The sequence below is a fragment of the Bacillus sp. EB106-02-03-XG38 genome (genome assembly GCF_058792175.1).
This window is the reverse complement of record NZ_JBYTED010000002.1, coordinates 638127-663562: the sequence shown is the minus strand read 5'-3', so window position 1 is coordinate 663562 and position 25436 is coordinate 638127. Positions and strand designations below refer to the sequence as shown.

Annotated in this window: 28 protein-coding genes and 1 pseudogene; 19 read left to right on the top strand and 10 right to left on the bottom strand. The window is 35.8% G+C overall.

Features of this window, described 5'->3' with window-relative positions:
* Positions 1–17: 17 nt before the first annotated feature.
* Both helD and prsA read right to left on the bottom strand, forming a co-directional pair.
* Positions 18–2354 (bottom strand): RNA polymerase recycling motor HelD, encoded by a 2337-nt coding sequence (gene helD, locus AC3WTI_RS12765; RefSeq protein WP_087957632.1) that lies wholly within the window; start codon positions 2352–2354, stop codon positions 18–20.
* A gap of 468 nt (positions 2355–2822) precedes the next feature.
* Positions 2823–3686: a peptidylprolyl isomerase PrsA gene (gene prsA / locus AC3WTI_RS12760; protein ID WP_087957633.1), complete on the bottom strand. Its 864-nt coding sequence runs from the start codon at positions 3684–3686 to the stop codon at positions 2823–2825.
* A gap of 279 nt (positions 3687–3965) precedes the next feature.
* Here prsA and AC3WTI_RS12755 point away from each other — a divergent pair, with 279 nt between their 5' ends.
* Positions 3966–4079 (top strand): hypothetical protein, encoded by a 114-nt coding sequence (locus AC3WTI_RS12755; RefSeq protein WP_001988648.1) that lies wholly within the window; start codon positions 3966–3968, stop codon positions 4077–4079.
* A gap of 30 nt (positions 4080–4109) precedes the next feature.
* On the opposite strand, the gene AC3WTI_RS12750 is transcribed toward AC3WTI_RS12755, so the two are convergent.
* Positions 4110–4304, bottom strand: coding sequence for a hypothetical protein (locus AC3WTI_RS12750; protein WP_000172690.1), 195 nt, complete (start codon positions 4302–4304; stop codon positions 4110–4112).
* Between the two features lie 118 nt (positions 4305–4422).
* On the opposite strand from AC3WTI_RS12750, the gene AC3WTI_RS12745 reads away from it, so the two are divergent.
* Positions 4423–4758, top strand: coding sequence for a DUF1878 family protein (locus AC3WTI_RS12745; RefSeq protein WP_087957635.1), 336 nt, complete (start codon positions 4423–4425; stop codon positions 4756–4758).
* 5 nt (positions 4759–4763) lie between these two features.
* On the opposite strand, the gene AC3WTI_RS12740 is transcribed toward AC3WTI_RS12745, so the two are convergent.
* From AC3WTI_RS12740 to AC3WTI_RS12730, 3 genes are all read right to left on the bottom strand, one after another.
* Positions 4764–5321 carry an HTH-type transcriptional regulator Hpr gene (locus tag AC3WTI_RS12740; RefSeq protein ID WP_000834920.1) on the bottom strand — a complete coding sequence of 186 codons (558 nt, stop codon included), beginning with the start codon at positions 5319–5321 and terminating at the stop codon, positions 4764–4766.
* A gap of 298 nt (positions 5322–5619) precedes the next feature.
* The gene (locus AC3WTI_RS12735; RefSeq protein WP_087957636.1) at positions 5620–5982 is read right to left on the bottom strand and encodes a YtxH domain-containing protein; all 363 of its coding nucleotides are present in this window, start codon (positions 5980–5982) and stop codon (positions 5620–5622) included.
* Positions 5983–6160: 178 nt separating this feature from the next.
* Complete coding sequence (locus AC3WTI_RS12730; protein WP_001016840.1) at positions 6161–6595, bottom strand: HIT family protein; 435 nt, start codon at positions 6593–6595, stop codon at positions 6161–6163.
* A 559-nt stretch (positions 6596–7154) separates the two neighbouring features.
* Here AC3WTI_RS12730 and ecsA point away from each other — a divergent pair.
* The 3 genes from ecsA to ecsC are packed head-to-tail and all read left to right on the top strand — an operon-like array spanning position 7155 to position 9823.
* Positions 7155–7898 (top strand): ABC transporter ATP-binding protein EcsA, encoded by a 744-nt coding sequence (gene ecsA, locus AC3WTI_RS12725; protein ID WP_001292603.1) that lies wholly within the window; start codon positions 7155–7157, stop codon positions 7896–7898.
* Positions 7891–9102 (top strand): ABC transporter permease EcsB, encoded by a 1212-nt coding sequence (ecsB, locus tag AC3WTI_RS12720; RefSeq protein ID WP_087957637.1) that lies wholly within the window; start codon positions 7891–7893, stop codon positions 9100–9102. The genes ecsA and ecsB overlap by 8 nt, the downstream gene beginning before the upstream one ends.
* A 13-nt stretch (positions 9103–9115) precedes the next feature.
* A complete protein-coding gene (gene ecsC, locus AC3WTI_RS12715; protein WP_087957638.1) occupies positions 9116–9823 on the top strand; it encodes an ecs operon protein EcsC in 708 nt (235 codons plus the stop codon).
* A gap of 110 nt (positions 9824–9933) precedes the next feature.
* Here ecsC and AC3WTI_RS12710 read toward each other — a convergent pair whose 3' ends face one another.
* Together AC3WTI_RS12710 and AC3WTI_RS12705 are read right to left on the bottom strand one after the other, a co-directional pair.
* On the bottom strand, positions 9934–10251 hold the full coding sequence (locus AC3WTI_RS12710; protein ID WP_097840714.1) for a DUF1433 domain-containing protein: 318 nt from the start codon (positions 10249–10251) through the stop codon (positions 9934–9936).
* Between the two features lie 115 nt (positions 10252–10366).
* The gene (locus AC3WTI_RS12705) at positions 10367–10696 is read right to left on the bottom strand and encodes a hypothetical protein (RefSeq protein WP_097840713.1); all 330 of its coding nucleotides are present in this window, start codon (positions 10694–10696) and stop codon (positions 10367–10369) included.
* Positions 10697–10761: 65 nt separating this feature from the next.
* Here AC3WTI_RS12705 and AC3WTI_RS12700 point away from each other — a divergent pair.
* Positions 10762–11091 (top strand): annotated as a pseudogene (locus tag AC3WTI_RS12700) (lipase family protein); the annotation flags it as partial.
* Between the two features lie 129 nt (positions 11092–11220).
* Here the strand turns inward: AC3WTI_RS12700 and AC3WTI_RS12695 are convergent.
* Positions 11221–11517 carry a hypothetical protein gene (locus tag AC3WTI_RS12695; protein WP_370452636.1) on the bottom strand — a complete coding sequence of 99 codons (297 nt, stop codon included), beginning with the start codon at positions 11515–11517 and terminating at the stop codon, positions 11221–11223.
* A 91-nt stretch (positions 11518–11608) separates the two neighbouring features.
* On the opposite strand from AC3WTI_RS12695, the gene AC3WTI_RS12690 reads away from it, so the two are divergent.
* From AC3WTI_RS12690 to AC3WTI_RS12640, 11 genes are all read left to right on the top strand, one after another.
* Positions 11609–12856 carry a lipase family protein gene (locus AC3WTI_RS12690; RefSeq protein ID WP_097840711.1) on the top strand — a complete coding sequence of 416 codons (1248 nt, stop codon included), beginning with the start codon at positions 11609–11611 and terminating at the stop codon, positions 12854–12856.
* Positions 12857–12870: 14 nt separating this feature from the next.
* Positions 12871–13167 (top strand): hypothetical protein, encoded by a 297-nt coding sequence (locus tag AC3WTI_RS12685; protein ID WP_001137435.1) that lies wholly within the window; start codon positions 12871–12873, stop codon positions 13165–13167.
* A gap of 201 nt (positions 13168–13368) precedes the next feature.
* A complete protein-coding gene (locus AC3WTI_RS12680) occupies positions 13369–13950 on the top strand; it encodes a TetR/AcrR family transcriptional regulator (protein WP_000164852.1) in 582 nt (193 codons plus the stop codon).
* Between the two features lie 2 nt (positions 13951–13952).
* Complete coding sequence (locus tag AC3WTI_RS12675; protein ID WP_179192033.1) at positions 13953–14120, top strand: hypothetical protein; 168 nt, start codon at positions 13953–13955, stop codon at positions 14118–14120.
* A 79-nt stretch (positions 14121–14199) separates the two neighbouring features.
* A complete protein-coding gene (locus AC3WTI_RS12670; RefSeq protein ID WP_087957646.1) occupies positions 14200–14676 on the top strand; it encodes a PH domain-containing protein in 477 nt (158 codons plus the stop codon).
* Positions 14669–16120 (top strand): PH domain-containing protein, encoded by a 1452-nt coding sequence (locus AC3WTI_RS12665; protein WP_097840709.1) that lies wholly within the window; start codon positions 14669–14671, stop codon positions 16118–16120. Before AC3WTI_RS12670 ends, AC3WTI_RS12665 begins: the two co-directional genes overlap by 8 nt.
* A gap of 776 nt (positions 16121–16896) precedes the next feature.
* The gene (locus tag AC3WTI_RS12660; RefSeq protein WP_097840708.1) at positions 16897–17268 is read left to right on the top strand and encodes a DUF1304 domain-containing protein; all 372 of its coding nucleotides are present in this window, start codon (positions 16897–16899) and stop codon (positions 17266–17268) included.
* Between the two features lie 662 nt (positions 17269–17930).
* Positions 17931–18824, top strand: coding sequence for a hypothetical protein (locus tag AC3WTI_RS12655; protein WP_097840707.1), 894 nt, complete (start codon positions 17931–17933; stop codon positions 18822–18824).
* 250 nt (positions 18825–19074) lie between these two features.
* Complete coding sequence (locus tag AC3WTI_RS12650) at positions 19075–19371, top strand: protoporphyrinogen oxidase (RefSeq protein ID WP_087957650.1); 297 nt, start codon at positions 19075–19077, stop codon at positions 19369–19371.
* Between the two features lie 74 nt (positions 19372–19445).
* Positions 19446–19922, top strand: a complete 477-nt coding sequence (locus tag AC3WTI_RS12645) for a PH domain-containing protein (protein WP_001182715.1) — start codon at positions 19446–19448, stop codon at positions 19920–19922.
* Positions 19915–21333: a PH domain-containing protein gene (locus tag AC3WTI_RS12640; RefSeq protein WP_087957651.1), complete on the top strand. Its 1419-nt coding sequence runs from the start codon at positions 19915–19917 to the stop codon at positions 21331–21333. The genes AC3WTI_RS12645 and AC3WTI_RS12640 overlap by 8 nt, the downstream gene beginning before the upstream one ends.
* Before the next feature lie 121 nt (positions 21334–21454).
* On the opposite strand, the gene hmoB is transcribed toward AC3WTI_RS12640, so the two are convergent.
* Positions 21455–21958, bottom strand: coding sequence for a heme-degrading monooxygenase HmoB (gene hmoB / locus AC3WTI_RS12635; protein ID WP_087957652.1), 504 nt, complete (start codon positions 21956–21958; stop codon positions 21455–21457).
* Positions 21959–22086: 128 nt separating this feature from the next.
* Here hmoB and AC3WTI_RS12630 point away from each other — a divergent pair, with 128 nt between their 5' ends.
* Positions 22087–24204, top strand: a complete 2118-nt coding sequence (locus tag AC3WTI_RS12630; RefSeq protein WP_097840706.1) for a transglycosylase domain-containing protein — start codon at positions 22087–22089, stop codon at positions 24202–24204.
* Between the two features lie 177 nt (positions 24205–24381).
* On the top strand, positions 24382–25428 hold the full coding sequence (hemE, locus tag AC3WTI_RS12625) for a uroporphyrinogen decarboxylase (RefSeq protein WP_000252614.1): 1047 nt from the start codon (positions 24382–24384) through the stop codon (positions 25426–25428).
* The last annotated feature ends 8 nt before the right edge of the window (positions 25429–25436 follow it).

Genomic DNA, 25436 nt, shown 5'->3' with positions numbered 1-25436 from the left:
AGAAACACCTTGAATCATCAAGGTGTTTTCGTTATAAGCTCAAAACTCTCCGAATCAGCCCCAAGTATAAAAGGACTAACCTCGCCAACGCTATAAAGTTGCAGTTCATGCATTGCGCGCGTACAAGCAGTGTAGAATAATCTACGAACGCTCTCATTGTTGTACACATCTTTAGAAGCATCGTAAATAATAACAGCATCAAATTCGATACCTTTCGCTAAGTAAGCAGGGATTACGACAATGCCTTGCTCATACTCGGCTGAGTTACTTTTCACGAGTTTAATATTCTCGATATGACGAAGTGCCTCGTAGGCAGCAGCGCTTTCAGCTGCAGATTTACATATAATTGCGATCGTATTGTGCTGCTCTTTTTGTAGTTCAGCAACTTTGGCAGTAATATGTTCATGCAGTTCGCTGTCACTGGATACTTTCGTCACTGTAGGTTTCTCGCCGTCACGTTCAAAGGCGTGAATGTTTTCTCCTTCCGGTACGAGAGCACGTGTAAATTCAATAATCGGTTTTGTTGAGCGATAGCTACGAGTTAAGTTGATGCCGTTCGTTTCATCTGGTCCGTATAAGCTAGTAAGTGTATTGAAATTCACTGCTTCACTCGCATGGGCAAAGATCGCTTGGTTAAAGTCTCCGAGTACAGTCATTCTTGCAGCAGGGAAGAGACGTTTTAAAAACTCGAACTGAAACGGTGAGTAATCTTGCGCTTCGTCTACGAGTACGTGTTTAATCGATCGATTCGTTTGGAAGCCTTCAATTAACTCTTTTAAAAGTAAAAATGGCGTCGCATCCTCGTAATATAACTTTCCTTCATCAAGCATGTTTACTGTTAATGAGCAAATGTCATCCCATTCTTTCGGTTTTTCTCCAGTAACCCATGATGCATCTGTGAAAAGTTGCTTATATATGCCTGTGAAATTGATGAAACGCAATGTTTGAACGCCTTTACGAAGAGGCTTCAATTTTTTACGGACAATCATACGTCCGAGTACTTTCGTTTCTTTCTCAAAATCATGAAAGGAGTTGTCGTCAAACTCGCCTTTTTTCTGTAAATATTTATAAGCCTTTTGGTATTCATCTTTACTCAGTAATTCAATTTCTTCTTCTACCCAAGGCTTTTTCAGTTCTGCTTTTTCAATTGCATCTATTTGTTTATTTAGCCAATCTGTTAACTTTTCAATTCGATTATGGAAGCGAAGAGAGGAATCCGTATTGTAAAACTGCTCTGTAATTTCTTTAGCAGAAACAATTAATTTTCCTCTAAATTTCATTCCTCTAAATAGCATACCTGAAGATTCAAGAGATTGTCTGTACGTTCTAATCATCTCGAAAAATTGAGTAGATGCTTTAAATCGAATGCTCGCATTTCTCGTTTTATAGGTAGGATTATTCGTTTCAGTTAACATATATTCTAATTGTTCATAAGGATCTTCAACGTCAAATGACTTACTTAGTCTATGGTTTAAATATTCTTGGAAAGTCACTTGTTGCATATTTTCTTCGCCGAGTTCAGGTAGTACGTTAGAGACATAGCTATTGAACATAGAGTTAGGGGAGAAGAGAATAATTTGATCCGCTTTTAACCATTCGCGATATTTATATAGTAAGTAGGCGATTCGTTGCAGGGCAGCTGACGTTTTACCACTACCAGCAGCTCCTTGCACGATAAGGAGTCGGCCTTCATCGTGACGGATAATTTCATTTTGCTCGCGCTGAATTGTAGCAACGATGCTTTGCATATGTTTGTTCGTGCCTTTTCCAAGCGCTTGTTGCAAGATTTCATCACCAATTGTAAGGCTCGTATCGAACATAGAATCAATCTCGCCATTTTGAATAATATATTGTAATTTTTTCTCCACATTACCGTGGATTACGCCGCCTGGTGTACTGTATTCAGCAGGTCCTGGTGTATAATCGTAGTACACACTCGAAATAGGTGCGCGCCAGTCATATATAAGAAAGTTTTCGCCACTTGCATCAGTAAGTGTAGCGACGCCGATATAAATTTGATCCGCAGCAGATTCTCCTTCTTCTTTGAAATCAATTCGTCCGAAATAAGGTGCTTTATGCATACGTCTTAATGCGGCAAGTCGATTAAAGGTGTGCTTATGGGTAATTTGTGTGACAGCTAGTGACTGAGCTTGTTGTCTTAAGTTGATAACTGTTTCAAGATAATCATCGAAAGTATCAGTATTCACTTTCACGTCATCCCAAAAGTGTTTACGAATATTGATTACTTCTGCCCGGCGTCTGCCAGTTTCGTTTTCCAGTTTATCAATTTGCTCCGTAATTGTTTCAATTACGGTATCCAATCGTTTTTGCTCTAAATCAAGTTTTTTGTTCATACGGTAGCACTCCTTTAAAAGTGAAAAATAGAGGTTGACTGAAGATGTGTTTTGGTGTAAAATTAAGATACGGATAAATACGTTCTGTGTATTTTACAAAACGTGTTTCTGTACTAATTTAACATAGTTTTTTCATTTAATCAATGATAATAAGATAAACCTTGGTTCCGTGCGTGATGGAATCAAGGTTTTTTTGTATTTCTTGAAGAGAGGGACGCAATCATTATAAGTTTTTGTCGGTAAGTCGATATATTTCGAGAATCGCCGATATAATTGGAGTTGCGCTGATATAATTGAAAAATCGCCGATATAATTAGAGTTGCGGTCGATATAATCGAAAAATCGCTGATATAATGTAGAGTCACGAAAACCAACCATATAATTTCACTTACCGAATCCGAACCGAGACGCAATGTATCGCGAGAAGAGGGTAAACAAAAAAAGCTCGGGCTAATCCCGAGCTTTTCATTATTTCTTTTCGTCTTTCTTAGCGTCAGCTTTTTTCTCTTCGAAAAGATCTTTTAAATCTTTATCGTCAACTTTTACGTCAGCTTTTTTGATTTCTTTCATCATAAGATCGTTCATGAATTCGCCATCTTGTGCTTTCTTCTCAACTAGTTCTTTTTTGATGTCAGCTTTTGATTGCTCGAATGATTTTTCTGGTTCTTTAATGTCTGTAACTTTAATGATGTGGTAACCGAATTGTGTTTTTACAGGTTCGCTTACTTCATCTTTTTTCAGTTTATAAGCAGCATCTTCAAATTCTTTAACCATTTTACCAGGTCCGAAGAATCCTAAGTCTCCACCTTTTTCTTTTGAAGTATCTTCAGAGTATTGTTTCGCTAACTCTTCGAAAGATTTACCTTGTCCAAGTTCTTCTTTAACTTTTTTCGCAGTTGCTTCATCTTTTACAAGAATGTGGCTTGCTTTAATTTCAGGCTTGTAGTTATCTTTTAATTCTTTATCAGTGATTGTTTTCTCAATAGCTTTTTCTTGAGCTAATGAAGCACGCACACCAGTTTTTAAAGTTTCTTCTTTAATACCTTGTTGTTTTAATAGTGTATCGAATTGATCACCGTATTGTTTTTTCATTTCATCGAACTTTTTGTCTACTTCTTTGTCTTCAACTTTGTAGTTTTTAATAAGTACTTTTTCCATAACCATGTTGTTTAGTACTTGTTTACCAGCTTGTGTTTTCATTTGATTGTAGAATTCTTCTTTTGTAATGTCACCAGCTTTAGATGTAACGATTTTGTCTGATGATGATCCTGTTCCACATGCTGATAATGCGATTACACTTGTTGCGGCTAAGGCAAGCATAGCTTTCTTCATTCGATAAACACTCCTACTATTATGTATTTTTAATTTATCCTACCCAATGAATTTTAGTTCATAAGAGCCCGATTAAGTCTCACTGATACTTTTGCTTTGTATATTGGTAAAGCACGCTTAACAGGGCTTACCGAGGCTTTAGGATAAAGTTAAGATGCGTGTCATTTATTTCATAGTATAAGCAATATGTACAAAATTTAATATATCATATTTCGACTCGATTTCATATTGATAAAGAAAAATTAACCAGTGCGTGTCAGATTTTGCAGGTGTTACATATTGGGCATATGCCGCATATACAGAAAAGAGGAGGGGATGGGGATGAATTCTCAACTTATTTTATTACTTGTACTGTTTATTTTATTGGTTATAGTAGGTATAATTTGCTTATAGAGGAAAAAAGTGAGGAAGGGGCTTCCTTCCTCACTTTCCATGAAATATAATTTCTATATAACTAGAAATTAATAAAATTGTTATACATACATTAATAACCCGAAAGACACCGGGTTGGCGGCTCGCAGCTATTTGTTTTCGTTCACACAGTGTATGTGTCATGAAATTCGTGTAAAATATAACAAGAAGTGCGAATGCGACAAAAACAACTGTTATAAGTGTCATGAGGCGAGACCTCCTTTTGGCTAAAATACATATACTTTATATATTGTATCATACGATATTTTGTTCGTGTTATAAAATTCAGAAATAGAAGACTTTGTGTTAGAAAGAGAGGGAGAAAATGGACGTTGTTAGAAGATTAGAACAAGCTGAATACTACGTAGACCTACTATTTAAAATGATTGATGAAGAAAAGTGTCCATTTTATTCTTTAATCATAAAGAAAAAAGCTCGCAAAAAAGATATTGAACGTATACTACATCTTTGTGAAAAACTGAACGAGCAATATGTAGTGGAGAAGGCAGAAGGGCTTCTTCTGTTCGATGCGCTGTTAGATCAATTCGAAAAAGCGCTTCCACATCAGCTCGAAGTACACGAAACTGCGGAAGCGCTAGCAAAACAAGGTTTATTTAAGCCGCTTATGAATGAATTCTTAAGCATGATTGCGAAAAAATAAATAGATTACTTCTTAACTAACTTCTGATCGGATTCCGTAAAGTTCTCCTCAATATTCTCTAATGATTTCTCAAAAATATCGATGAAGTCTTGTCCGTAAATGTTGCGCAAGATAGCGATAAGTTCGATGTTTTCTGGGAACTTACCGTAGAAATTACGAAGTGCAAGAGCCCCATTAAATACAGAATTATTTTCAGGATCATACTCCTCCATTAAGCGAAGTAGTAATTCTTCCCCTTTGTCTGTAATCTCAATGTACGTATTTCGTTTGTCATCTTCTTTTTTCGAGAATACAAGATAGCCGCGTTCTTCCAGCTTTTTCGAGAAGTTAAACGCCGTTGATACGTGCATAACTCCAAACTTAGCAATCTCAGAAATAGAAGCCCCTTTTAAATGATAAGCGATTGACAGAATATGATGCTCATTAATGTTTAAATCGTAAGGCTTAATCCACTGTTGCCAATCTTTCTCTACACATTTCCATAACGCTTTCGATAATTGAGCAATGCGTTGGCTGAAAATCATCGCTTCTTTTACCGAGTAATCTTTTTCTCCACTTTTCATTTACTCACCCACTTTAACATTCTTTTTCATTACTATCTATTATGCCAGTAAAATAAAAATTAATAAAGTCTTTTTGTGAGAATTGTGAAAATTTTTTGGAAAAATGACATTCTATACAAATCATGCATAACTATGGAAGCGTTTTATGAGTCGCGAAGACATGCGTTGTCCATACATGTTAAGTGATAACATATATTGTAAATGCATAAAAACACGGCATATCTGTGTGATATGCCGTGTTAAGGTCAATTTATATAAAAAATATTTGTTATATGCAAAAAACTAAGCAGGAATTTGTTTACGCTTTTTCTGGAACAGCTTCTTGTAGTTTCTCAATTGATTTTTGAATATCCAAAATCTCTTGTTCAATATGTCGTTTGTTTTGAGAAATGTCTTGCTTCCAGTTCGAAATCGTATCGTGCATATCGTCTTTTAATTCTTGAAACACTTCTTTACCTTCTGAAGCAGTTTCAACGATTTGGCGTTTTAATAATTTTGTATCAGCTGTAATATCAGCTAAAGTCTTTTTAATATCATTTCCTTTTTCTTTTAACTTGCCGCGCATAGCTTTACCAGAAGAAGGAGTAGAGAAAAGAACGGCTAGTCCAGCAACTGCTCCGCCGCAAATGACACCTGTAATAAAGGATTTAGCTTTTGACATAAAAGGAGACCTCCTTATTTTTTGTTCGTATTCATGATGTGAAAAAATATGCATATCTTTAAGACAAGGGAAAGAATAGTACCCATTCCCTGGCATCTTGAGTGAAGAAACAAGCCGTGCAATATGTAATCACTTTAGGAAAGTGGCTTGTTATGTATTACTTCTTATTATAGTGTCACTATTTCACACTATTTGCAATTGTACTTGCGATGTTTTGTAAATTTTCCATTGTGTATTCATTTTGATGTGATTTCCAAACAGCACCGAAACCATCGTTTTCACCGTAGCGTGGAATTAAATGAAGGTGGAAGTGGAACACAGTTTGTCCAGCTTTTTCACCGTTATTGTTAAGTAGGTTAAAGCCAACTGGATTAAACTCTGCTTTAATCGCATTTGCGATTTTCGGAACGACAGAAAAAATGTGTGATGCGATTTCTGGCGTTAAAGCAAAAATGTCTTGTTTGTGAACTTTTGGAATAACAAGGGTATGTCCTTTTGTTACTTGACTAATATCTAAAAATGCAAGCACATGTTCATCTTCGTATACTTTTGAGCAAGGGATTTGCCCGTCAATAATTTTACAAAAAATACAATTGTCCGCTGTATGATTCATTGATCTCATCCTTTCAAGTAGCCTTAGCCGTATTTTACCATAATTACATAAGAGAACAAACACGAAAAACAGGAAGCTGACTCAGCTTCCTGTTTTCTGAAGAGGGATTGAAAAAGCATTATCGTAATTTACGTTTCGCAGACACCTCATTTATTTAAGAAATGCACGGTAAATCGGCTAAAGTTTCTGCCGTAGACACCCCATTTTCATGTGAAATGAATTGCAATCTTTATAAAGGGAAATTGTTTATTTTTTAAAACAGTATATGCTCTTTCGGAGACACCCCGTTTCTAAAATGAAACAAATGATCTGGTTATGTGTAAATTTCTTTGTCCAACATGGACACCCCATTTCATGATGACTTCACTATGTTGTTGTACTCATCAATTGGTGGTTGCTTTTTCAATGTGTTCCTTCTTCCTTAATTATGATGTCCGCTTTCGTAAAAATATATGCTAACAAATTTAAATTTTTTTTGAGGGCATCGATACTATGTAGTATAGCGCTATTTTTGGTAAGATGAATATAGAATGAATACTAATGAAGAAAGTGGTGTCGTATGAGCGAGTTATTGCGTGTAGAAAATGTTACTGGAGGATATACGAAACGACCTGTACTGAAAGATGTTTCGTTCTCTGTTAATAAAGGTGAACTTGTCGGCTTAATCGGTTTAAATGGAGCGGGTAAAAGTACGACGATTAAACATATTATCGGTTTAATGGAACCGAAAAAAGGAACTGTCACAATTAATGGGAAAACAATTCGTGACGATATGACAGCGTACCGTTCTAGTTTTTCGTTCATCCCAGAAACACCAGTATTATATGATGAGCTAACGCTAGAAGAACATTTGAAGTTAACAGCGATGGCGTACGGTGTCGATGAAAAACAATATGAAGAACGTGTAGGACAACTATTACAAGAATTTCGCATGAAAAATCGTTTGAAATGGTTTCCGTCTCATTTCTCAAAAGGGATGAAACAAAAAGTAATGATTATGAGTGCGTTTTTAGTGGAGCCATCTCTTTACATTGTGGACGAACCTTTCGTTGGGCTTGATCCGTTAGCAATTCAATCACTCCTTCAAATGATGGATCAAATGAAAAAGAGCGGCGCGGGCATTTTAATGAGTACACATATTTTAGCGACAGCAGAGCGTTATTGTGATTCATTCATTATTCTGCATCAAGGTGAAGTGAGAGCGAAGGGGACATTATCTGAATTGCAATCACAGTTTAATATGCCAGGTGCAACGTTAGATGATATTTATATTGCATTAACGAAGGAAGAAGATTATGAATAGCACAGCATTATGGAAAGAAAGATTTCGTCACTTTCTAAAAGAAGTTCGTACATATAGTAAATACGTATTTAATGATCATTTGAAATTTATTTTCGTATTCATCATCGGCGCAGGAGCGTATTATTATCAGCAATGGTTACAAACGTTAACACCTTCGTTTCCGGCGGCGCTCGTTATGGCAGTGTTGCTTGGACTCATATTAACGGCTGGGTCAATCCAAACGTTATTAAAAGAAGCGGATCTCGTTTACTTACTACCAGTTGAACAAAAGTTAAAGCCTTACTTCACAAAGGCATTTCTCTTTACGTTTATGATTCAGTTATACATAATCGCAATCGTAGCGGCAGCGCTTGCCCCGTTATACTTCCAGCAAATGAAGCAAACAGGAGCGGCCTACATATGGATTGTACTCGCGTTTGTCATTGTAAAAGCGTGGAACTTATTCGTAGCATGGGAAAAGTCATTTTTAACAGATCAAAATATACAAAGAGCGGATTGGTTCATTCGTTTTATTTTAAACGGCTTATTTGTTTATTTCCTTGTAGAGCGTACTTCCGTTATGTTTATTGGCGGAATCGTCCTTCTCATGGTGTTATACCTTGTAGTATTGCATCAAATGGTGAAGGGAAAGCCGCTAAACTGGGAGTATTTAATTTCTGAAGAGGGTAAGAAGATGATGCTGCTGTATCGCATCGCGAATATGTTCGTTGATGTACCAGCATTAAAAGAAAGAGTAGCACGGAGAAAATGGCTCGATTTCATTCTTTCGATGATTGGTGAAAAGCGTACATATTTATACTTATATACGAGAACGTTTTTACGATCTGGTAACTATTTCGGTTTATATGTGCGTCTGCTTGCACTTGGCGGAGTTATTCTTTACTTCATTCCGTTTTTATATGGTCGATTTATCGTAAGCCTGATTTTCCTATACTTGATTGGTTATCAGCTATTAACTTTATGGAAGCATCACCGCATGAAGATTTGGCTTGATTTGTATCCGGTCGGGGGAGAAGAGAAGAAGAAAGATTTTCTTACTTTATTAAATGCAATTCTTCTTACTGGCAGCGTTGTATTTACAGTTATATTTGCCCTTGCGACGAAAGATTTCATGATGACGGGAATTTTATTAGTCGTAAGCATAATATTTAGTATCGGTTTCGTTTATCAATACGGGGCGAAACGTATTGAGCGTTTAAATTGAAGGGAATGAACCTATGATTACATACGAAGAGAAGGTTATAAAAGAATTGGAGCAGTGGAAAGCTACATTTATGAAAGATTCTTCTATGATGACACGGTTCTCAAAGAAAGTGCAGACGAAAGTACAGCAGCTTATTCCGGCGAAAGTGCAAAAAGTATTAACAGAAACGATTCGGATGATGGTGCAAACGATTAGTGCCGGATCAAACTTCATAAAGCCGAAATTAAAAGAGACGAACTGGTCATTGCAAAGAAGAGACGACGAAGTACGTAAAAAAATGGATGAGTACAAAAAAATAGCAGCGGCAGAAGGAGCAGGGACGGGAGCTGGCGGTATTCTCCTTGGCCTTGCTGACTTTCCGCTTTTACTCGGCATTAAAATTAAATTTTTATTCGATGCAGCAACGTTGTACGGATTTGATACGAGCGATAAAGAAGAGCGCCTTTTTATCCTTCACGTTTTCCAGCTCGCCTTTTCAAGTGACGACCACCGAAAAGAAATATGGAAAACAATCGAAACGTGGGATACAGAAGAAGAAAATCATATGGACTGGGAAAAGTTCCAAACAGAGTACCGCGACTATATCGATTTAGCGAAAATGCTTCAGCTCGTACCAATAATCGGTGCCCCGGTCGGCGCGTATGCGAACTATCAATTACTGCAAAGACTTGGGGAAGTAACGATGAATTGTTATCGTATGCGATTGTTGAATAGGGATTAAAAAGAAAGCATCCTAAATTTTGATTTAGGATGCTTTTTATTTCTTATAAGGGGCACTCCTGAATGAAAGAAGTAAACTAAAATAGTTATGTTGAAGTGAAACTGTTAGATTTAGTTTTTTAAATCAAAACCTTCAGATGTGGAAATGGAACCGATGTGATAATCATTAGCGTATTCAACAGCTGCCGAGAATGTTTTATTTTTATCATCTTTCACATGTCCTGAAATCCAAACACTTTGAAAGTCCTTTGGGGCAAATTTATGTTTAGTAATCACTACATCTAGATTTTCTTTTTCTTTAAAATATTGAATTGTAGTTTCTGTTGCTTTATTAACGATTTGTTGTTCCTCATTCTTTTGATCTATAGTACATCTTACTAAAAGGATAAATGTAAAAATAAAGAATAATCTTATACCGTATTTTTTCATGAATAATCCCTCCATAAATGTTGCGTTATATTTCTCTTTACTAAATTTTATATTCACAGAACATTGTGTGGTGGGGTATAAAGAAAAGGCTCTTTAAAAGAGTGCCTTTTCTTTATTATTTTAAATGAAAATTTTCACTTGTAGAGATAGAACCTATTGTATATTCATCTCCACCGTATTCTATTGTAATATTAAATGTTTTGCTTTCATCATTTTTTATATAGCCGGAGATAAAGATACCTTGTAAATCACTTGGACCAAATCTATAATCAGTGATTACTACATCTAAGTCTTGTTTTTCTTTGAAGTATTGGATTGTCCTTTCTTGTGCCTTTTCAACTATTTGTTGTTCCTCATTTTTTTTATCTATCGTACATCCCCCTAAAATACTTAAAATAAATGTAAAGAATAGAAAAAAACTAATTTTTTTGATTGTAATATCCATATTTATCCTTCATAAATGTTATCTTAATTATAAGAATATATCAAATGTTGTAGGAGGGAAATGTTTTGAGTAATAAAAATGAAGTTTTAGATTCTACTTTCTATCAATTAGCAGACACTGCGTATAAATCTGATAAAGATATTGATGAAGAAGTTGTTATTACCAATAAAGATGGTCGAAGTTTACAAACATGGGAAAAGGGAGAAACATTCCACGACAAACAAACCGGAATGGATGCAGTAGTCTTTGAACGAGATGTCGATGGGAAAAAGCAAGTTATGGTAGCTTTCCGAGGTACAGAAGATGCCAAAATTATAGAGAAAAACTCTTTAGGCATTCCGATGAAGCCAGGGGAAGGCATGAAGGATTTAAAAACGGATACCAATCATTTTGTTAAGAAAAATCTCATATGCTAAAATATTTTACGTAAAAAAGACACCATAAAGTGTCTTTGATAGACTTGATAATCAAGCCCTATATATTATATTAACCTTAAATATTATTAAATTTTTTTAGATTTACTATTAATAATTTAATTTAAAGTTTTCAGAACGAGATATAGAACCGACCCTATATTCCCCATCACCAAATTCTACATCTACTGAGAATTCTTTACTTTTATCATCCTTAACATAACCATCTATAAATACAGTTTGAAAATCATTTGGAGGAAAGCTATGACCTGTAATTACTACATCTAAATTATGTTTTTCTTTAAAATATTGAATGGTTGTTTCTTCTGCTCTATTAACGATTTGTTTTTCCTCATTTTTTTTATCCATACTACACCCTCCTATAAACATTAATATAAAGACCATCATTAATCCTAAATAATATTTTTTCAATCAATAAGCCTCCTTGAATGTTATCATATATTTAGGATATCTTAAAATTCTTGGGAGGGGAAATGTTTTGAGTGAAAATGATCAAGTATTAGACTTAAGTTATTATCAATTAGCAAAAGGGGCTTATCGTAATGATAAGCAATTAAAAAAAGAATTTGATGTTAAAGATACTCATGATAATATTGTCCAAACATGGAAAGTAGGAGAAACATTCCACGACAAACGAACCGGAATGGACGCAGTAGTCTTTGAACGAGATGTGGATGGGAAAAAGCAAGTTATGGTATCTTTCCGAGGAACAGAAGGGGATAAAATTATAGAGAAAAACTCTTTAGGCATTCCGATGAAGCCAGGGGAAGGTATGAAGGATTTAAAAACGGATACCAATCATTTTGTATTACGAGAAGGTGTTCATGAACCAGCAGCACCTCCTGTAGCAGGGACTGAGAATGAAGGTTCAAAGAAATATTGGAATGAAGAGAATCAGCGCTGGGAAACACATAATCAATTCGAACAAGCTGAAAGGGTCATGAAACAAGTAACGGATACATACAAGGACAGGGATGATGTAGAGATATATACTACGGGTCATTCGTTAGGGGGGGCTTTAGCGGAATATGCAGCGGCATCTAATGACAATGTAAGATGTATGTCATGGAATGCGCCGAGTGCAAAACATTTGTTACCACCTGATTTACAAGAAAGAGCAAATAATGGTGAGTTTAATAATAGAATTGTAAGTGTTGTTCACGGAAATGATTCAATTGGCTATGGACCATTTGGTGCATATGAAAGTCATATAGGCTCTACTTATGCGGTAACACCACCAATTTCAAAAGAAGAGATGTCAAAGCTATCATTACAGCAAAAGCTTGGGATGGAGGTTACTCGATTTTTAAATTCGATAAGTGGCCCTGGTTATCATTATCAAACAGATCAAAACTTCCGGTTTGGAGAGAATGGGTCTTTATCCAATAAATACTTGTTAAATGTAGACACGAATGAAAGAGTTTATGATTCACCAGGCGCGTTATTAGGCGGGGGAGAAATTCGTGTAGTGGTAGAGAATTTAGAACAAGCCGTAAGAGATATGAAGAGAAACGCGCAAGAATTTCAAGATAGAGTACCGAGGTTAATTTCTAATATGATGACATTATTAGAAACGGCTGAAAGTAGAAGGGTAGAAGCTAAAGTAAATAATATACGTGCACACGTAGAGCATTTAAGTTTTTGGTACATACGAACAGCGACGGAAATTTCAGATTTTATTGAGAAGAAAGCCGATGATTATAAGAAGACGGATCAACAATATTAAGGGAGAAGATTAGGATGCCGAGAATTTACTTAAATGAAGAAGCATTGAACCAAGCTTTACAACAATTTGACCATATGATTCAAGACTTAAATCATAATAAAAGAGTTGTAAGTAATGTACATAATTTACTTCTTTCAAGCTGGTCGCAACTTGGAGTGGGGAAGAAGGCCATTAGCGATTTAGAATCTTTTAAAAAAGATATCGAAAGAAGGATGGAAGAATTAGAGTCTGATAAAAGAGAGTTAAAGGGTGCGATTGATTTATTAAAAGCGTTAGATCAAAGTTATGATTACATGGGGCCTAAATATTAAATTACAAGAAGCACTCACAAAGGTGCTTTTTGTAGTTTAACTGGATTCAAGATTATTGTAGTCATTATTAAGGAATATGATTCTAAATCCGTAATGTAGATTGAAAAAGTAATATACAGTTTTGAATCAAACTTGCAAACGATGATTTTTTATTTTACAATTTACTTACCGACCGGTAAGTAAAAATAAGTGAGGTACAGTATGACAAAGAATTTACAAACATCGCAAAACATTGTCGAGGCATCATTTAAACTCATGGCAGAGCACGGCATCGAGAAGATGAGCCTTTCCATGATTGCGAAAGAGGTAGGTATTTCAAAACCGGCTATTTATTATCATTTTTCTTCTAAAGAAGCGTTAGTTGATTTTTTATTTGAAGAAATTTTTTCTGGGTATCATTTCGTGAGTTATTTCGATAAAGAACAATATACGAAAGAAAACTTTGCAGAAAAGTTAATTTCAGATGGTTTACATATGCTTTCTGAGTATGAAGGACAAGAAGGAATATTACGCGTTATAAATGAATTCATCGTAACTGCATCGCGAAATGAAAAGTATCAGAAACGCTTATTTGAAATACAAGAAGATTTCTTAAATGGTTTCCACGATTTATTGAAGAAAGGTGTAGAACTTGACGTTGTGTCACAGCAGGCAACGGAAGAAAATGCTCATACGTTAGCGCTCGTAATCGATAATATGAGTAATTACATGCTCATGGGATTCCAGTTAAAGTATAAAGAAATTTGGATTCGAAATGTGAAAAACGTTATGAAGGAGGAATAGAAGTGAAAATGCAAAAAAACTGGTGGCTCGGTTTTCTTGGATTCATTGGGATTTATAAAATACCTGGTATGATTGAAGCTTTTCAAACGGATGGAAGTTGGATGAAGTTAATTGGCTTCATTTGGCTACTTTGGTTCGGATATTTTATTCCTGAGAAGAAAGAAGATTAAATTTCAATTTTATGTAAAGTTATGTAAAATATAGATTAAGAGTATTCGTATATTAGATTACTAGATTTGGAGTGGTTACATGGATCCATTGAAAAATGAAATCCACCCTGACATGGTCAAGGTGTGGAAAGTTCGTGCTGTAATCGAAGAAGGGATTGGTATTCTCGTCATGTTAGCTTACCTATTCCTCATGATAAAGTTTGATTGGTGGGCGTGGATTTTATATGTGATGATTGGGCTAACAGTTGCGTTCGCACCATTTTCGTACTTTTTATTCCCGAAACTACGTCAACGTTATTACAGTTATCAACTAAATGAAGAAGAACTTGAAATTCAGCACGGTCTTTTCGTCGTAAAGCGCGTATTAGTACCGATGATTCGCGTGCAGCACGTGACGATTGAACAAGGACCGATTATGAGAAAATATGGTTTAGCAGAATTGCACATTTCAACAGCGGCAACTTCTCACAGCATCCCAGGCTTAACGATGTATGAAGCAGAAATGTTGAAAACAAAAATCGCAGAATTAGCGAAAGTGAGTGATGAGGATGTATAAGAGGCAGCATCCGATCACGATGTTATTAGAATTAAAAATAACAGACTTTATACCACTCATTATTTTCATGTTTAGTTTAAACGGAAAGTTCCCGTTTTGGTATTTAATTCCCGCTGCATTCGGTTTACTCACCGTCTTTTCAGCGTTTGAAAAATGGTATTACACAACATACTGGGTTGAAAATAACGTATTACATGTGAAACAAGGGCTCTTTGTGAAGAAGGAGAGCTACTTAAATAAAGAACGTGTGCAAACAATTAATACAAGTTCTAACGTGTTATATCAAATGCTGGGCTTAAAGAAAATTCAAATCGAAACAGCTGGCGGTGGCGATGATGCAGAAGTTAGCTTAGCTGGTATTACAGTAGAAGAAGCAACAGAGCTTATTGCAATGCTAAATGAGCCAACTCCAGAAGTGAAAGTAGAAGAAACATTAGACGAAGCAACGGAAAATGCAGTAGAAAAAGAAATCGTAACAGAGGAAAAACAAGCGACAGAATATAAATTAACTTGGAAAGAAATTTTACTAGCCTCTGTTACATCTGGTCAGTTTGGACTGTTATTCTCATTAATCTTTTTCGTGTACCACCAAGTAGATGAGTACATTCCGAAATGGATAGAGAATGGCGTCAAGTCGTATGTAATGGAACATGATATATATGGCTTGATTTTCATGGTAGCCATTTTGATTGTCCTTTCGTGGATTATATCGACAATCGGTTATGCGCTAAAACATGGAGATTTCACGGTGAATCGAAGGAATGACGAAGTCCGCATTTCGCAAGGATTACTTGAGAAAAAAGAACTCGTCCTAAAATTGCACCGTATTCAAGGTATTACGATAAAAGAAAGTATGTTACGTCAGCCATTCGGTTATTGCGTTGTACAAGTAGAGGTGATTCAAAGTAAAGGACTGGGTGACGAGAAAGAAAAAGTTACACTGCACCCAATCATTCGAAAAGATCGCGTACAACAGTTACTCGCACATTTACAATTACCATACGAACTGAATACAAACATTATTTCATTACCAAAAGCAGCATTACGCCGCTATCTCATTGATAGTTTCATCTTTTTCGCTATGCTAGCAATCCCGCTTATTGGAATAAGTATATACTTTGAAAAGCACTTCATCATGTGGGCATTAATTCCGCTAGCGATTCTCATCTTTACACTTGGATACGCAACGTTTAAAACAAATGGTTACAGTGTAAACGGAGAACAAATTACACTTGTATATCGCAGCGTCGGCAAATATACAGGGCTTGTTAGAAGAAGGCACGTCCAATCAATGGAAAAGACACAATCCTATTTCCAGCGCCGTGCAAATCTATGTACGTATAAGTTCTCTAACGCATCATCGAATTATAAATTAGAGCATACGAGAGTAGAAGATGCGGATAGAATGCAGGATTGGTATAAGAAGGAATTAAGTGAGGATTAAATAGAATGGCTCGTCTTTTGCGGAAGACGGGCTATTTTTTTATCACGCATTAACGGGCAGTAAGATCCCCGCCTCAAAATTCAGCAAAAGCAAAGAAGTTAGGTGAGGGTCTTACTGCTCATTAAAGCGGGATAAAAGGTTATGATTAACATTTGTGTGATCTGTCAGTATGATAGTTTTTGTGAATTGAAAACTATAGTTTCTAGAGATGCGAATGGATGTTTTGAATGAATTTAAAGCTGATGGAACAAAATAAAACCAATCGAGCAAAAAAGCTTGCAAAACTAAAAAGATGGATGTATATTAATTGACGTATCAATTATTGATATGTCAATTAATTTGATATGAGTCAATCTTAATGGGAATTGCTCGCATTGCTTTATCACGTTAAGTAGCTTGAAACCAATGGAAACGAAGCCTATAGAAGAAATATATTCAAAGGTTGTTAAGCTAAGATACATGCTGCAAAAGGTAAAAAACAAAAAAAGAAAAAGTAATACATTTATATTTTGAACAGCTTCTAGTCCAAGAAACTTGCAAAACTATTTTGATTGATGCCGGACTTGTCTTCATGTGGTTAAAGTGGATGGCGCGTGTCCATGGATATGATATCAAACCAATAGTGGGGTATGACAAGGGAAATCTAGCTGTAACCTTTAGAGTAGAAAAAGAGTGCTATGTGTCAATTCTATCTGTCGGTAAAGAAGACGACAGATAGAATTGCACAATGGAAATGGTATAAAACTCATATTAGGGAGTAGAGGAGGCAGAATGGTGTGGAAATAATCGCAGCTATTTTAGTCGGGATCGTAGCATTAGAACATTTATTTATCATGATCCTCGAAATGTTTTTTATTAATTCAAAAGTGGCAAAACGTGCTTTTAAATTACCGAAGCATTTAGAAGGAGATCGAAACGTAGCCATAATGTTTGCAAACCAAGGTTTATATAATGGATTTTTAGCCTTTGGTCTCATTTGGGGGCTTATACTGGGCCTCAATCCAATTGGCTATATGGTTCAATTATTTTTTGTAATTTGTGTGGTTATAGCAGCTCTTTTCGGCGGTTTCACATCCAATAAATCAATTATTGTGAAACAAGGACTTCCAGCTATATTAGCGCTGATTGCCCTTTTAACTGTGATATAGAACCAAAGCGTTTTAATAAAAGAACTCATTTTTGAAAAATACGCTATTCTTTCTGTAGGCTTATAGGAAAGAATAGCGTATTTTTTCATTTTTATATCCTTCAACTTAAGAAATTTATAACATCCGAAAATAATAACTTTTTACTTTTTCATTTAGAAATGTAAATTCCCTCTTTTTTAGGCGTAATTGTTATGAAAATACGTATTACATTAAGGATTTGAACCGGATTAACGTTTTAAAAGATAGAAGGTGGGGAAAATAATGTAAAAGAACTATTGTATATTAAAAAATATTATGTTACATTTGTGTTACAGTAAAGTTACAAACGGTAACTTATATTACGTTTTGTTTTCTTTTGTTTTTATTTGTGTTACGAAAATATGTAAAGCTAAAAAAATAGCAACTTAAAAATAGTTTTTCCATGTGTATAAGAGTGTGTGTAGTAAAGAGCCTGGTGAGAGCTTTACGCACATTATTAAAATTCCTTTCTGTCTTAAAAGAAGAAAACCAACTACCAACTATTTAGGAGTTTTAAGTAATGATAGTAAATGAAATGTACTTCCTTTCCCACACACAAAGTACATCTTTACTTTCAGTCTAATTACTACACAGATTTTTATACATATACTGTTTTTGTTTTAGGAACACATAGGGGGAGAAAAATGAGGAAGTTATTAACGGGAATTGGAATTACTTTTTTCATGTTAGCTGGATGTAATAATGGAGATTTTGAAAAAGAAATAGATGCAGGGAAGACCGCGTTAACGAATAGAGAATATAAAAATGCTTTATCATCATTTGAACGAGCGTTGGATGAGAAAAAAGATGATTCAGGTGCAATGGGGCTTGTAGAACAAACGAAAATAATGATTGAAGCAGTGAAGTTAAAAGAAGAAACAAAGATAGAAGAATCAATTAAGTCATTTGAAAAAGTAGAGAATATGAAGGATGGAAATACTACTCTTATAAAGCAGGCCAAGGAAGAACGCACAGCATTACTAGCCATCTTAGAACAAAAAAAGAAGTATAATGAGCAGCTGACGAAAAGTGAAGAGTTAATAAGTAAGAAAAATTATGCAGAAGCGAAAGAGATCTTAAATAAGCTAGTTGCAGAAACAAAAGATAACAAGAATCTTGAAGAATATAATAAAAAAGCGGTAGGATTAGTTACTAAAATGAATGAAGCAGCGAAGGCACAAAAAACAAATGTAGTAACGAATCAAAAGGTAGAGGCGGAAAAGACTCAAAAAATTGAGGCAGAAAAAAATCAAAAGGTAGTAGCAGAAAAGAACGAAAAAACTGAGACAGAAAAGAACCAAAAAGTAGAAACAGGAAAGAATCAAAATGCATTTACTTTTGAGAAAGCAAAAGAATATATCAAAAATGAATATAAAGAAGACTATGATTACACGCTAGAGAATACGCAAGTAGAGAATGGAAAGAAATATTATCAAATAAGAGTGCATACGACATATAAAATAGAAGGTGCAGGTGGACCAGGATTTACTGGTGTATTTAAAGTATTCGAAGATGGTACAATCGTTGAAGTGCACTAAATTGATGGAAAAGGTATCCTCAAAGTATATGAGGGTACCTTTTTTAGCATAAAAAAAGGCATCTAGCAAAAGTACTAGATGCAAATAAAAACACAAGGGAAGACAAAATTCTTCCCGTTTCCCGTAAGTAATTATATCAAAAAATTTATAAAAAACTAGCTTTATTTTTTATATAACTGATGTGTAAAGCTATGAAATGATAAGATTACACTGTTTTTACAGTGTTTTATTGAAAAAAGGAGCTACATATATGATTAATTTTAAACCAGAAAATTTAAACCAACTATTAAAAGTGATGCTAATTAGTGCGAATAAGTCGTATGATGCGATTAAAGATTATGAATTTACGGGGGAAGAAGTAGTATTCCGTGTAGACTTCGAATATATTGACGTTTCTTTAATGATTGTAGATATGTTAGGAAGATCAGCTTCTAAATTCACCATTTTGCCATATGCCCGTCCGAATACAAATGAAATAGATTACATTCAGTTTCAAGTGTATGCGATTCATGAAGGGAATTTTAAAGAAATGATGGATACGATGTGAAAAACTATAATTTTACAAATATGTATATACCAACTAATATATAATTAATACATTCATATAATTGGAGTGATGAGATGCAGCCGTTAGAAAGGGAAATTCATTCTAATATGCTGAAAGTGTGGAGGATTCACGCTTTAATTGGGGCGGCAGTTATATTAGCAGTCGTAATTGCATATTTCTTTTTTATGATCAATTTTAATTGGTGGGGCTGGTTGTTTGGCTTGTTAGTAACAGGCGCTATTACATTTATCCCGCTTGATTATTTTGTGTTTCCAAATTTACGTCAACGCTATTATAGTTACAGATTAAATGAAGAAGAGATTGAGATACAAAAGGGAATGTTCGTTGTGAAACGCGTACTTATTCCGATGATGCGCGTGCAGCACGTAACGATTGAGCAGGGCCCGATTATGAGAAAGTATAATTTAGCAGAATTACATATTTCAACAGCGGCAACTTCTCATAGTATTCCAGGCTTAACGAAAGAAGAAGCAGAGCAGCTGAAAAGACAAATTGGAGAACTTGCGAAAGTGAGTGATGAGGATGTATAAGAGGCAACATCCAATCACGATTTTATTAGGTATTCGGATTTCGAGTTTATTTCCACTTATTATCCTTGTTATGTTTAAACCTGAAGAACAGGTGAAACCTTGGTATGTCTTTTATCTTTTCATCTTGTTTATTATATTTATTATGGCTATTTTCTCAGCTATAAAATGGTATTTCAAAGTGTACTGGGTTGAAAATAATATTGTACATATAAAGCACGGTGTGTTCGTTAAGAAGGAAAGTTACTTAAATAAAGACCGTGTGCAAAATATTAGTACGTCTTCTAACATCATTTATCAAGTGCTTGGATTGACGAAGTTAAACATAGAAGTAGCTGGCGGCGGTACTGAACCGGAAGTGATGTTAGCTGGCATTAGAGAAAGTGAAGCGAAGGAACTGATTTCTTTATTACATAAAGAGAGAAGCATTGTGACTGAAGAGGCGCCTGCGGTAGAAGAAAGTGAGACGGTGTATCAGTTAACAGCGAAAGAAATTTTATTAGCATCCATTACATCTGGTAGATTTGGCTTAGTGTTTTCTGGCTTACTTCTTATTTACACAGAGTTTAATCAATTTCTACCAGAATGGCTTATCAATAAAGTAGAAGCATATGTAATGGATAACGGTGTATATGAATTAATCGTTATGGCCGCGATTTTAATGGCGGTCTCGTGGGTCATTTCAACAGCTGGTTATGCGTTAAAATATGCGAACTTTAAAATAGAGCGAAACGGAAATGAAGTTCGCATCGTACAAGGGTTATTTGATAAGAAAGAGTTCGTTTTAAAATTACACCGCATTCAAGCGATTACTGTGAAAGAAGGAATTCTCCGCCAGCCTTTCGGTTATTGCTCTGTTGAAGTAGAAGTTATTCAAAGTATAGAAGCAGCTGGAAATGAAGTGATGTTACATCCTTTTATGAAAAAGAAAGATGTCCAGCAGTTACTTACATACTTGCAGTTGCCATATGAAACGGAAGAGGAAATCGTTCATTTACCGAAAGCTGCATTACGCCGTTACGTAATAATGGGCTGGATTACAAGTGCGGTGCTTGCTGTGCCCATTGCCGGCGCGAGTATATATTTTAAGCAAAATATGGCGTTATTCACTCTTATACCACTATTTATCATATTTACGTTACTGGCATACGCTCGGTATAAAAGTGGTGGATATATGATACGAGACAATCAGTTAGTCATGGTGCACCGAGGAATCGCGAAATATACGGGGATCATGCGAAGAAGGCATGTTCAAGCAGTAGGATATAGTCAGTCGCATTTTCAAAAGAAAGACGAGCTATGTACAGCTGTCGTATCAGTAGCGGGGCATGTATATAAAGTGAAGCATATGCGAAAAGAAGGCGCGCTTCGTATATATAATTGGTATAAAGAAAAAGGAAACACCGGTGCGTGAGGGTGTTTCCTTTTTTGTGTCGTGATTTGTCGATAAGTCGATATATCTGAAAAATCGCTGATATAATTTGAGTTGCGCCGATATTAATTTCATGTACCGCCAACTCCGGACTACAAAACCTCTAAACTAACACATCAAAAGTAGTCACAAATGACGGACGAGAGAAAATACTCTTCTGCTGTTCCGCATGCGGATGCGCTTGAGCCGGAGCTTGTCCTTCTGCTTGCGTGGGGCGTTTTTTATGAGCGTTTTCGAATGAACGTGATTCTGTCCAGTCTTTAAAGTTTTGCTCCGTTTCCCACATCGTTAAGATGACATATGTATCGTTACTTAATGGGCGTAGAACGCGGATTGCTTGAAATCCTGGTTCGTTTTCAATAAGGCCTGCGCGGTTTTTAAAACGGTTTTCAAATACTGGGCGACCTTCATCTGTTACAGAAATGTTGTTACAAACGATATAGCCAGGTTGTCCTTTAAATTCTCCAACAGCGTCTAGTACGTCATACTGAAGAGAACCTTCTACAGATTCTTCTGTATTTTCTTTATAAAACATATCTTTTTCATTATTTTTTGCAGTGAAATGCGCTTGTTCTAGAGGTGTTTCGTATGAAATAATAGCCTTCATTTTAATGCCCCCTTTAATTATTTGTTTCTATTATATCAACTCTCTTAAAAAACTTCGAAGATTATATACATAAAGATACTTCTTTTTCAAATAATAAATGTACCATCATTTGGAAAGAAGGCCGATGTATGAAGAAAGTAAAGTGGACTTTATTAGGTGGGTTAGCAACGCTATTATTAGCGATTGTACTTTATAAACTTATCGTGTTAGCTGGTGGCTATATGATGGATGAAAAGCAGCTCGTTTTCCACTCTTCATCACGTATCGTTGACCAGAAAGGGAAAGAAATTACGAAATTATACGTAGAAAATAGAGACCTCGTACCAATCGAGCAAATTCCAAAATACGTGCAGCAGGCGTTTGTTGCAGTAGAGGATTCTCGTTTTTATGAGCATCAAGGAATTGATTATCCGTCTATATTCCGTGCTCTTTATAAAGATACGTTAGCTGGAGATAAGGTTGAAGGCGGTAGTACCATTACGCAGCAACTCGCGAAAAACGTCTTTTTAACTCGTGAAAAAACAGTTACGCGCAAGTTGAAGGAAGTCGCAATTTCTCTTCAATTAGAGCAAAAGTATACGAAGCAACAAATTCTTGAAATGTATATGAATCATATTTATTTTGGTCATGGTGCTTACGGTATTCAAGCAGCAGCAAAGTTGTATTTTAATAAAAATGTAGAAGATTTATCAGTAGAAGAGGGCGCAATGCTTGCAGGTCTTCCGAAGTCGCCAAACGGATATTCACCTTATTTCTCCCCAGAGAAAAGTAAGGAGCGTCGTGATCTCGTATTGTCACTTATGCATAAACAAGGTTATTTGACTGCCGAAGATAGTGTACGTTATCAAGGAAAGACGATTGCTTTATATAAAAACTTAGACGAAAATGAGCTCGCATATATGCCGTATGTCGATATGGTCATAGATGAAGCCGCACGTTTATACGGATTGTCTCATCAAGAAGTACTTCGCGGAGGATATACGTTTGTCGTACCGATGGATGAAAAGATTCAAAAGGTAGCATATAACCAGTTTCAAGATGCAAGGAATTTCCCTGGTAAAGAAGAGGGAGCGCAAGGTGCATTTTTATTAATGGATAATCGTACGGGCGGAATTAAAGCGGCAATTGGCGGAAGAAAGTACGTCCCGAGAGGGTTTAATCGAGTTTTTGCAAAAAGACAACCCGGTTCTGTGCTAAAACCACTTATCGTCTATGCGCCAGCACTCGAAACGAAAAAGTATAATCCGTATTCTTTATTAAAGAATGAAAGAACTTCTTTTGAAGGGTATGAACCCCGCAATTACAATCGTCAATATACGAAAGAAATGACGATGTACGATGCAATTTTAGAATCAGCAAACGTACCGGCAGTATCTTTATTAAATGAATTAGGGGTAGAAGAAGGAAAGCAATATTTAGAGAAAGGTAATGTTCATATTGCTGATGCTGGTTTAAGTACAGCGCTTGGCGGATTGAAAAATGGTGTTTCAACATTTGATCTTGTGAAAATGTATCGTGCGTTTTTAGCAAATGGTGATATCATTGAGCCGCACGTTATTGACAAAGTGTTAAATAGACACGGCGCAGTTATTGGAGAATCGCCAAAAGTAGAAACGAACATTTTCTCGAAACAAACGGCTTGGTATATGACGAAAATGCTTGAAGGAGTTGTAAAGGAAGGGACAGCAAAAGCAGGTGTATATAACGGGGCGTTAGCTGGGAAAACAGGCACAACTTCCTTACCAAATGACGATAATGGAGCGAGAGATATGTGGTTTGTTGGTTATACGCCAAATTTAGTAGGGGCTGTTTGGATTGGTTATGACCGTACGGATAAAGAGCATCAGTTACAAGGAGAAAGTGCATCAGCAACGAAATTATTTAAGAAAATTTTAACGAAGGCAAATGTAGAACAGAAAGAGCAGTTTAGGAAGCCAGAAGGTGTGGAAACAATCGGTGCTCCGATTCGTCTGCGCAAAATTGAAGATGTGAAAATGAAATTAGCGTTTAGCCCTTTCGGTTTATTTAAAGCGAAATTAAGCTGGACACCACTTCCTGATGATAGAATTATGTATCGTATTTATAGAGTGGAAAACGGAATTCACACGCATGTAGGTACTGTAAATGGTGCCGGAGAATATGAAGAAAAGTTCGTGAACATCTTTTCAAAACCGAGTTTTTACGTTGTGCCATATAACACACAAACGAATCGCGAAGGAGAAAAGTCAAAAGTAGCTAAACCATAGTTTTTCTCTGTGTTATAATAAGAATGTTGTGAAAATAGTAAGCGTTTTTAAGGATGTTTGTGTCAATTTAATGAACAACGTACATAATATTATGCATTTTGTTTTTACAAGCTGTATAGTAAAAAAAGATAAATATCGAACGTATTCGAAGCATTGGTAAGGAAGGGAGCAAGGGTCTTGGTAAGAACTATAAATGAGACATTTTTAAAAGCATGTAGGGGGGAACGTACTGATTATGTACCAGCATGGTATATGCGTCAAGCAGGTCGTTCGCAGCCGGAATATAGAAAGATAAAAGAAAAGTATTCTTTATTTGAAATTACACACAATCCAGAGTTATGTGCTTACGTAACAAAGTTGCCAGTTGATCAATATAACGTAGACGCAGCAATTCTGTATAAAGATATTATGTCACCACTACCTGCAATTGGTGTGGACGTAGAAATTAAATCAGGTATTGGTCCAGTTATTGATAATCCAATCCGTTCTTTACAAGACGTAGAAAAGCTAGGGGAAATCAATCCAGAAGATGACGTACCGTACATATTAGATACGATTCGTTTATTAACGACAGAAATGTTAGACGTACCGTTAATCGGTTTTTCAGGAGCTCCATTTACATTAGCGAGCTATATGATTGAAGGCGGTCCATCTCGTAATTATCATAATACGAAAGCGTTCATGTATGCAGAGCCGAAAGCTTGGTTCGCTTTAATGGATAAGCTAGCAGATATGGTTATTACATATTTAAAAGCACAAATTAACGCAGGAGCAAAAGCAGTTCAAATTTTCGATTCTTGGGTTGGAACAGTAAATGTAGCAGATTACCGCGTATTTATTAAACCAGCAATGGAGCGTATTTTTGCAGAAGTTCGTACGATGGGTGTTCCAATGATTATGCACGGCGTAGGAGCTGCGCATTTAGTAAATGAATGGCACGACTTACCGCTTGATGTAGTAGGCTTAGATTGGCGCTTACCGATCGAAGAAGCACGCGCACGTGGCGTTCATAAGGCGGTACAAGGTAATATGGACCCTTCATTCTTACTTGCACCATGGTCTGTTATTGAAGAACATGTAAAAGGTATTTTAGATCAAGGGATGAAACAGCCAGGTTATATCTTTAACTTAGGACACGGTGTATTCCCAGAAGTAAATCCAGATACATTAAAACGTTTAACTACATTTATTCATGAATACTCTAAAGGGCAGTTAGCGAAGTAAAGGAGCAT

Excerpts from the sequence above, each read along its gene's own strand:
- helD (WP_087957632.1), bottom strand. The coding sequence starts at position 2,354 with ATGAACAAAAAACTTGATTTAGAGCAAAAACGATTGGATACCGTAATT.
- prsA (WP_087957633.1), bottom strand. The coding sequence starts at position 3,686 with ATGAAGAAAGCTATGCTTGCCTTAGCCGCAACAAGTGTAATCGCATTA.
- AC3WTI_RS12750 (WP_000172690.1), bottom strand. The coding sequence starts at position 4,304 with ATGACACTTATAACAGTTGTTTTTGTCGCATTCGCACTTCTTGTTATA.
- AC3WTI_RS12745 (WP_087957635.1), top strand. The coding sequence starts at position 4,423 with ATGGACGTTGTTAGAAGATTAGAACAAGCTGAATACTACGTAGACCTA.
- AC3WTI_RS12740 (WP_000834920.1), bottom strand. The coding sequence starts at position 5,321 with ATGAAAAGTGGAGAAAAAGATTACTCGGTAAAAGAAGCGATGATTTTC.
- AC3WTI_RS12735 (WP_087957636.1), bottom strand. The coding sequence starts at position 5,982 with ATGTCAAAAGCTAAATCCTTTATTACAGGTGTCATTTGCGGCGGAGCA.
- AC3WTI_RS12730 (WP_001016840.1), bottom strand. The coding sequence starts at position 6,595 with ATGAATCATACAGCGGACAATTGTATTTTTTGTAAAATTATTGACGGG.
- ecsA (WP_001292603.1), top strand. The coding sequence starts at position 7,155 with ATGAGCGAGTTATTGCGTGTAGAAAATGTTACTGGAGGATATACGAAA.
- ecsB (WP_087957637.1), top strand. The coding sequence starts at position 7,891 with ATGAATAGCACAGCATTATGGAAAGAAAGATTTCGTCACTTTCTAAAA.
- ecsC (WP_087957638.1), top strand. The coding sequence starts at position 9,116 with ATGATTACATACGAAGAGAAGGTTATAAAAGAATTGGAGCAGTGGAAA.
- AC3WTI_RS12710 (WP_097840714.1), bottom strand. The coding sequence starts at position 10,251 with ATGAAAAAATACGGTATAAGATTATTCTTTATTTTTACATTTATCCTT.
- AC3WTI_RS12705 (WP_097840713.1), bottom strand. The coding sequence starts at position 10,696 with ATGGATATTACAATCAAAAAAATTAGTTTTTTTCTATTCTTTACATTT.
- AC3WTI_RS12695 (WP_370452636.1), bottom strand. The coding sequence starts at position 11,517 with ATGATGGTCTTTATATTAATGTTTATAGGAGGGTGTAGTATGGATAAA.
- AC3WTI_RS12685 (WP_001137435.1), top strand. The coding sequence starts at position 12,871 with ATGCCGAGAATTTACTTAAATGAAGAAGCATTGAACCAAGCTTTACAA.
- AC3WTI_RS12680 (WP_000164852.1), top strand. The coding sequence starts at position 13,369 with ATGACAAAGAATTTACAAACATCGCAAAACATTGTCGAGGCATCATTT.
- AC3WTI_RS12670 (WP_087957646.1), top strand. The coding sequence starts at position 14,200 with ATGGATCCATTGAAAAATGAAATCCACCCTGACATGGTCAAGGTGTGG.
- AC3WTI_RS12665 (WP_097840709.1), top strand. The coding sequence starts at position 14,669 with ATGTATAAGAGGCAGCATCCGATCACGATGTTATTAGAATTAAAAATA.
- AC3WTI_RS12655 (WP_097840707.1), top strand. The coding sequence starts at position 17,931 with ATGAGGAAGTTATTAACGGGAATTGGAATTACTTTTTTCATGTTAGCT.
- AC3WTI_RS12650 (WP_087957650.1), top strand. The coding sequence starts at position 19,075 with ATGATTAATTTTAAACCAGAAAATTTAAACCAACTATTAAAAGTGATG.
- AC3WTI_RS12645 (WP_001182715.1), top strand. The coding sequence starts at position 19,446 with ATGCAGCCGTTAGAAAGGGAAATTCATTCTAATATGCTGAAAGTGTGG.
- AC3WTI_RS12640 (WP_087957651.1), top strand. The coding sequence starts at position 19,915 with ATGTATAAGAGGCAACATCCAATCACGATTTTATTAGGTATTCGGATT.
- hmoB (WP_087957652.1), bottom strand. The coding sequence starts at position 21,958 with ATGAAGGCTATTATTTCATACGAAACACCTCTAGAACAAGCGCATTTC.
- AC3WTI_RS12630 (WP_097840706.1), top strand. The coding sequence starts at position 22,087 with ATGAAGAAAGTAAAGTGGACTTTATTAGGTGGGTTAGCAACGCTATTA.